This is a genomic window from Spongiactinospora gelatinilytica (assembly GCF_003236385.1).
Lineage (GTDB): Bacteria > Actinomycetota > Actinomycetes > Streptosporangiales > Streptosporangiaceae > Spongiactinospora > Spongiactinospora gelatinilytica.
The window spans coordinates 1-6,923 of record NZ_POUA01000397.1; the positions used below are offsets into that span (position 1 = coordinate 1).

Here is a 6,923-nt window from a genome sequence, read left to right on the forward strand (position 1 = left end):
GGGGCGGGCGCGGCGGTGTGGTTCCTGGGGCTGCTGGAGCCGTACCAGGTGGCGAGGTTCACCGCGTTCGTCAGGCCGTCCACCGATCCGCGCGGCGTCGGCTACAACAGCACGCAGGCGCTGAACGCGATCGGGTCGGGGCAGATGTTCGGCAAGGGGCTGTTCGGCGGCGGGCAGACCACCGGGCGGTTCGTGCCCGAGCAGCACACCGACTTCATCTTCACGGTGGCGGGGGAGGAGTTCGGGTTCGTCGGCTCGGTGACGGTGGTGCTGCTGATCGGGGTGGTGCTGCTTCGGGGGGTCCGGATAGCCTGGCAGTGCGAGGACCGGTTCGGCACCTTGGTGGCCGGCACGATCGTGTGCTGGCTGGCCTTCCAGTCGTTCGTGAACATCGGGATGACCGTGGGGATCATGCCGATCACCGGGCTGCCCCTCCCCTTCGTCTCCTACGGCGGCACGGCGACGTTCACGAATCTTGTAGCGGTCGGACTGCTTCAGGCGATTTACATCCGTGACCGGCGGTTCTAGGGCGTTTTGGGACTGAGAGCCATTCTCATGGTGTGAACATGTGACTCTCACTACCGGCGCGTGCGTCAAGCGAACATCCTGGGAACATACCCGGGTCGGGGGATGAACGCTCGATGACCTAGGAGCCGTGATGCCGGATCGACCGCCCCTCCTCACTGAGGGGCAGGAGGCCGCACTGCGTAACCGTGCGCTGGAGCTGCTGCGCATCGCCTTTCCCGACTACCGGATCGTGTACGGCGGGGGCCGCTGGGCGGCCGCCGCGGCCGGCGACCCGCCGCAGGTGTGGTTCGCCGAGACTCCGGGCAGTCTGTGCGGGCAGCTCTTCACCGCGCAGTTGCACGGAGGCGGCACGATCGTGCCGATGCAAAGTCCACCACCGGAACCGAAGGAGCAGGCATGACGGTGCGCGGGCACGAGCGGCGAGGAGGAGACCGGTCCGTGCAGACGTGCGCCGCGATCGTCCGCGAACGCGCGCTCGCCGACCTCCGTGGCGCACCACTGACCGCGGAGGTGGCGCACCGGATCGCCGAGGAGGTGTACGCCTGCTGCCCGCAGGCGTCCAGGTTCAAGTGCTTCAGGCTCGCCTGGGGCTGGACCGTCGAGGAGGCCATCGAGCAGTTCCACGCGATGTGCGACCGCGACGGCGTACGGCGGCGCGGGCTCACCGAGCGCTCGTGGCGGGAGTGGGAGGCCGGGGCGCGTCCCGATCGGGAGTACACCGACCTGCTGAGCCGGTTGTTCGAGACCGGGCCGGTACAGCTGGGGTTCGCCCGCGACTACACCCCCGACCATGTGCGCGCCGCCACCGCGGCCCCGCTCGACCCCATCGCGGCGGCGGCCGACGAGGCCGGTGAGCACGCCGAACGCGCCGAGACCAGCGAGCTGGGCCCGGCCGCGCTGGAACGCCTGCGCGCCGAGGTGACCTGGCTGGGCAGACGCTACGTGTGGGAGTCGCCGCTGCCGCTGTTCGTCGAGATGCGCTCGCTGCAAGAACGCACCAGACGGGCGCTGCAACGCCGGGTCCACCCCGGCCAGGCCATCGAGCTGTACTTCCTGACCGGCGCCCTGTGCGGCCTGATGGCCAACGTCAGCATGGACCTGGGCCGCCGCGGCCCGGCCGACACCTTCGCCAGGGCCGCCTGGACCTACGGCAGGGTGTCCGGGCACGGGCCGCTGATGGGCTGGGCGCGCGGGATGCAGGCGTCGGTGGCGCTGTGGGACGAGCGTTACCACGACGCCGCCGGCTACGCCGAGGACGGCCTGTCGCACCTGCGGACCGGCTCGGGCGGGGCACGGCTGCACATGCTGCGCGCCCGGGCCAGCGCCATGCTGTCCCAACGCGACATCGCGGTGGAGTCGCTGGACCGCGCGGGCGAGGCCAGGGAGTCCGGCACGGACGAGCTGCACGACGAGATCGCCGGCGAATTCGCGTTCCTGCCCGCCAAACAGCACTACTACGCGTCCGTGACCTATTTGCACCTGGGCGACAGCGAACGCGCGATCCACGAGGGCGAGGCGTCGCTGGCCGGCTACGCCACGGTGGTGGACCAGAACCGCTCCTACGGCTGCGAGGCCATGGCCCGCGCCCACCTGCTGATCGCCCACCTGCTCGAAGACGACGCCGAGGGCGCCGACCGCGTGGTGGCCCCGCTGCTCGCGCTGCCGCCCGAGCGCCGGATCAGCAGCCTGGCGGTCACACTCGGCACCGGCGGCGAACTGCTGGCCGGACGTCCCGGCGGCCAGAGCACGGCACGCCGGATAGCAAGCTTCTGCGCCTCCGGGCTGCCCCAGGCGGCCCCGGCGCTCAACGAGGGAGTCAGTCGATGACCATAAGCGCTGGGGACGGCGTACTGACCGGTGCCGTCGCGGCGCTGCAACGGGCCTGCCGAGCCGCCGGCCTGGACCCCACGGGGGCCAGGCTGATGCGCAGCTTCGCCAGCACCGTCTACCACCTGCCCGAGGAGCGCGTGGTGGTGCGCCTCGCCGAACCCACGCCGGGCAAGTACGACAGGCTGGTGGCCTCCCTGCGGGTGACCCGCTGGCTGGCCGAGCACGGCTACCCCGCCACCAGGCCGCTCGACGTCAGGCAGCCGGTGGCCGAGGAGGGGTCCCTGGTCACGTTCTGGCACCACGAGGAAGACGAGGGCGACCGGCACGACCCGGCCGCGCTCGGCCCGATGCTCCGGCGGCTGCACGACCTGCCGCCGGTCCCCTTCGAGTTGCCGGTGTACGACCCGTTCGGACCAGTGCGGGCGGCCATCGCGGCCTGTCGCGTGCTCGGCGTCGGCGATCGGGGCTGGCTGCTCGACCGCTGCTCCGCGCTCGCCGAGACCTACTACGAGCGGCTTCGGTTCACCCTCCCGTACGGGTTGATCCACGGTGACGCACACCGGGGGAATCTGATTCGTGCATCTGGGCGGCTGTTGCTGTGCGACTGGGATTCGGTGAGCGCGGGGCCGCGTGAGATCGACCTGGTGCCGACGTTGCAGGGCGCGCGGTTCGGCTACACGGCCGCGCAGCGCGCCGCGTTCTGCCGGTCCTACGGCCACGACGTGCGCGAATGGGAGGGGTACGGCGTGCTGCGCGAGATGCGGGAGCTGCGCACGCTGACCGCGGTGCTGCGCAACGCCCACCGTGACCCGGGCGCGGCGGACATCCTGTCGTTCCGGCTCGCCTCGCTGCGCGCCGGGGACGACCGCCAGTGGCAGCCGTTCTAGCCGTTACGCTTGTGGCATGTCCGTCGAGTCACTGTTTCCGCGCCTGGAACCGCTGCTGCCCAAGGTGCAAAAGCCGATCCAGTATGTCGGGGGTGAGCTCAACTCGACCGTCAAAGACTGGGACGACGCCCAGGTCCGCTGGGCGTTGATGTACCCGGACGCCTACGAGGTGGGCCTGCCCAACCAGGGCGTTCAGATCCTTTACGAAATCCTCAACGAGCTGCCCGGCACGCTCGCCGAGCGCACGTACGCGGTGTGGCCCGATCTTGAGGCGCTGATGCGCGCCGAGGGGGTGCCGCAGTTCACCGTGGACGCGCACCGGCCGGTGCGGGCCTTCGACGTGCTCGGCGTGTCCTTCGCGACCGAGCTCGGGTACACCAACCTGCTGACCGCGCTCGACCTGGCGGGCATCCCGCTGCACGCCGCCGAGCGCGGCGAGGACGACCCGATCGTGCTCGCCGGGGGCCACGCCGCCTTCAACCCCGAGCCGATCGCCGGGTTCCTGGACGCCGCGGTGCTCGGCGACGGCGAGCAGATCGCCATCGCCGTCACCGAGGTCATCAGGGAGTGGAAGGACGAGGGCCGCCCGGAGGGCCGTGACGGGCTGCTGATGCGCCTGGCCGAGTCCGGCGGGGTCTACGTGCCCAAGTTCTACGACGTGGAGTACCACCCGGACGGCCGGATCAGGCGGGTCGCGCCCAACCGTCCCGGCGTGCCCTGGCGGGTCCACAAGCACACGGTGATGGACCTCGACGAGTGGCCCTACCCGAAGAAGCCGCTGGTGCCGCTGGCCGAGACCGTCCACGAGCGGTTCAGCGTGGAGATCTTCCGGGGCTGCACACGGGGGTGCCGGTTCTGCCAGGCCGGCATGATCACCCGCCCGGTTCGGGAGCGGTCGGTCACCACCATCGGCGACATGGTCCAGAACGGCATCACCGAGTCCGGCTTCAACGAGGTCGGCCTGCTGTCGCTGTCGTCGGCCGACCACTCGGAGATCGCCGAGGTCACCAAGGGCCTCGCCGACCGCTACGAGGGCACCCAGACCAGCCTGTCGCTGCCGTCCACCAGGGTCGACGCCTTCAACATCGACCTGGCCAACGAGCTGTCGCGCAACGGCAGGCGCTCGGGCCTCACCTTCGCGCCCGAGGGCGGCTCGGAGCGGATGCGCAAGGTGATCAACAAGATGGTGACGGAAGAGGACCTGATCCGCACCGTCACCGCCGCCTACGGCCAGGGCTGGCGGCAGGTGAAGCTCTACTTCATGTGCGGCCTGCCCACCGAGACCGACGAGGACGTGCTCGGCATCGCCGACCTCGCCAAGAAGGTCATCAAGGCGGGCCGCGAGGCCACCGGTTCGCGTGACGTGCGGTGCACGGTCTCCATCGGCGGGTTCGTGCCCAAGCCGCACACGCCGTTCCAGTGGGCCGCCCAGTGCGACGCCGACGTCGTGGACCGCCGCCTGTCCGCGCTCAAGGCCGCGCTGCGCGGCGACAAGGAGTACGGCAGGGCCATCGGCTACCGCTACCACGACGGCAAGCCGTCCATCGTGGAGGGCCTGCTGTCGCGGGGCGACCGCAGGGTCGGCGCGGTCATCGAGGCGGTCTGGGCCGACGGCGGGCGCTTCGACGGCTGGAGCGAGCACTTCTCCTACGAGCGCTGGGCCGCCGCCACCGAGGGGGCCGGGATCGACCTCGACTGGTACACCACGCGCGAGCGCGAGGAGAACGAGGTCCTCCCGTGGGACCACCTGGACGCCGGCCTCGACCGCGAGTGGCTGTGGCAGGACTGGCAGGACGCCATCGGAGAGGGTGAGGTGGAAGACTGCCGCTGGACTCCGTGCTACGACTGCGGTGTCTGCCCGACCATGGGAACGGAGATCCAGATCGGTCCCACCGGCCGGAAGTTGCTGCCCCTGACCGTCGTGTGACCCCTCCCGGTCGCACCGGGCGGGAGAGTTTCCGCTGTCAAGCGCTTATCCTGGGATGACAACCAGACCATGGATTGTTGTAAGAAGGGACAACAGCACACTGAAACCTGTTCCTGAAGGGCCACCGCCCGCGCCTGTGGCGCAGCGCCTCCGAGTGCGCTACGCCAAGCGTGGCCGGCTGCGCTTCACCAGCCATCGTGACATCTCGCGTGCCGTCGAGCGGGCGGTGCGCCGTGCCGGTATTCCGGTGGCGTTCAGCGCGGGGTTCACTCCCCACCCGAAGATCTCCTACGCGGGTGCGGCCCCCACCGGGGTCGCGAGCGAGGCGGAATACCTGGAGATCGGCGTGACAGCGCCGTGCGAGCCCGAGCGGATCCGAGCGGACCTCGACGCGTCCCTCCCGCCCGGCCTCGACATCCTTGACGTCGTCGCGGCGCACGCCGGCTCTCTCGCCGACCGGCTGGAGGCATCGGCTTGGGAGATGCGACTTCCCGGGGCCGACCCCGGTCTCGCCACCGCGGCAGTGGAGAAGTTCCTCGCCGCCGGGCACGTGGAGGTCGAGCGCCTGACGAAGAAGGGCATTCGCCGTTTCGACGCGCGAGGCCCGGTGCTGGTGCTGCGGATGGCCGATCCGGTGATGGGCGGGTCCTCCGAGGGAACAGGCGGAACAGCAGGTCAGGCCGCCGGACACTCATGTGTCATACTTCACATGGTGGTACGGCACGCGAATCCTGCCGTTCGACCCGACGACGTTCTCACGGCTCTTCGACGTGTGGCAGATTTCGCGCCGCCGGCGCCCCCCGAGGTGACCAGGCTGGCGCAGGGGCCGCTCGACGAGAGAACCGGTGAACCCGCCGACCCGCTCGGCCTTGACCGCGACATTTCGCGCGGCGGCGAGGCGGGACCGGTCGGGCATGTCGTCGGCGACCTATAGGACTTTGCCGTCGGCCCGTAAGGGCGGGCGGCCAGCAGCGACGAGAGCTCCTGCGCGGCGCGGAGACGCGCCCGGGAGCTGACGGGAGATTGCCCGCATGCTCGACAACGAGCCCGGCGCCGAGGCCAACCGGCCCGACGGCGATACAACAGAACACCCATCGACTACGACACCCCGCCGCCGCGCGGCCAGCCGCCCGGCGGGCCCGCCGCCCGAGCCGGAGGAGTCCGGCCTGAGCGCCGCGCCGCGCACCCTGCCGGCCTTCGCGGCCGAACCCGCCGCGTCGGCCGCGGTCCAGGAAACGCCCGCCGAGGCCCCCGCCGAACCCGCGGCCGAGGACGAACCGGTCAAGCGCACCCGGCGCAAGACCACCTCGACGGCGACGACGGCGCGCCGCCGTACGACCAAGAAGACCGAGCCGTCCGCCGAGGTTCCCGCCGAGGAGACGGCGGAGATCCCCGAGCAGCCGGTCAAGCGCAGCCGCACCCGGAAAAAGACCGAGGAGCAGCCGGCCGCCACGGAACGATCCACCGAGGCCCCGGCCCCCGCCGCAGCCGCGCCGACCGAGGACGAACTGCTCGCGCTGCCGGAGAACGAGCCACTGGACGACGAACCGGCCGGCGAGGACCTCGACGTGGAGCCGCGCGGCGAGGCCGCCCTTGACGCCGATGACGACTCGGCCGACCGTCGCGGGCTGCTCGCCGACCCGTTCGGGCTGACCGCGCACGAGCGGCTCGCGGCCGGCCCGCCCGCGGTGAGCTTCCAGGCGCCCGCCGCCGTGTTCACCCCGCTCTTCCGGGCCCCCGAGCCCCATACC

The 6,923-nt window shown here is 71.3% G+C and carries 6 protein-coding genes and 1 pseudogene; all 7 read left to right on the plus strand.

Annotated elements, in window-relative coordinates; all coding sequences use genetic code 11:
- Nucleotides 1-528 (plus strand): FtsW/RodA/SpoVE family cell cycle protein (locus tag C1I98_RS32770; RefSeq protein WP_158558278.1); only part of this gene is annotated, 528 nt, incomplete at its 5' end.
- A 130-nt stretch (nt 529-658) separates the two neighbouring features.
- On the plus strand, nt 659-928 hold the full coding sequence (locus C1I98_RS32775) for a hypothetical protein (protein WP_111171223.1): 270 nt from the start codon (nt 659-661) through the stop codon (nt 926-928).
- A complete protein-coding gene (locus C1I98_RS32780) occupies nt 925-2,355 on the plus strand; it encodes a hypothetical protein (RefSeq protein WP_111171224.1) in 1,431 nt (476 codons plus the stop codon). Before C1I98_RS32775 ends, C1I98_RS32780 begins: the two co-directional genes overlap by 4 nt.
- Complete coding sequence (locus tag C1I98_RS32785) at nt 2,352-3,245, plus strand: phosphotransferase enzyme family protein (protein ID WP_111171225.1); 894 nt, start codon at nt 2,352-2,354, stop codon at nt 3,243-3,245. Before C1I98_RS32780 ends, C1I98_RS32785 begins: the two co-directional genes overlap by 4 nt.
- A 16-nt stretch (nt 3,246-3,261) precedes the next feature.
- The gene (locus C1I98_RS32790; protein ID WP_111171226.1) at nt 3,262-5,172 is read left to right on the plus strand and encodes a TIGR03960 family B12-binding radical SAM protein; all 1,911 of its coding nucleotides are present in this window, start codon (nt 3,262-3,264) and stop codon (nt 5,170-5,172) included.
- A 136-nt stretch (nt 5,173-5,308) separates the two neighbouring features.
- Complete coding sequence (locus tag C1I98_RS32795) at nt 5,309-6,106, plus strand: TIGR03936 family radical SAM-associated protein (protein ID WP_233508390.1); 798 nt, start codon at nt 5,309-5,311, stop codon at nt 6,104-6,106.
- A 97-nt stretch (nt 6,107-6,203) separates the two neighbouring features.
- Nucleotides 6,204-6,923 (plus strand): annotated as a pseudogene (locus C1I98_RS32800) (ribonuclease E/G); the annotation flags it as partial.

Bases quoted from the DNA above. Each gene is read 5' to 3' on its own strand.
- C1I98_RS32780 (WP_111171224.1), top strand. From the start codon at position 925: ATGACGGTGCGCGGGCACGAGCGGCGAGGAGGAGACCGGTCCGTGCAG.
- C1I98_RS32790 (WP_111171226.1), top strand. From the start codon at position 3,262: ATGTCCGTCGAGTCACTGTTTCCGCGCCTGGAACCGCTGCTGCCCAAG.
- C1I98_RS32775 (WP_111171223.1), top strand. From the start codon at position 659: ATGCCGGATCGACCGCCCCTCCTCACTGAGGGGCAGGAGGCCGCACTG.
- C1I98_RS32785 (WP_111171225.1), top strand. From the start codon at position 2,352: ATGACCATAAGCGCTGGGGACGGCGTACTGACCGGTGCCGTCGCGGCG.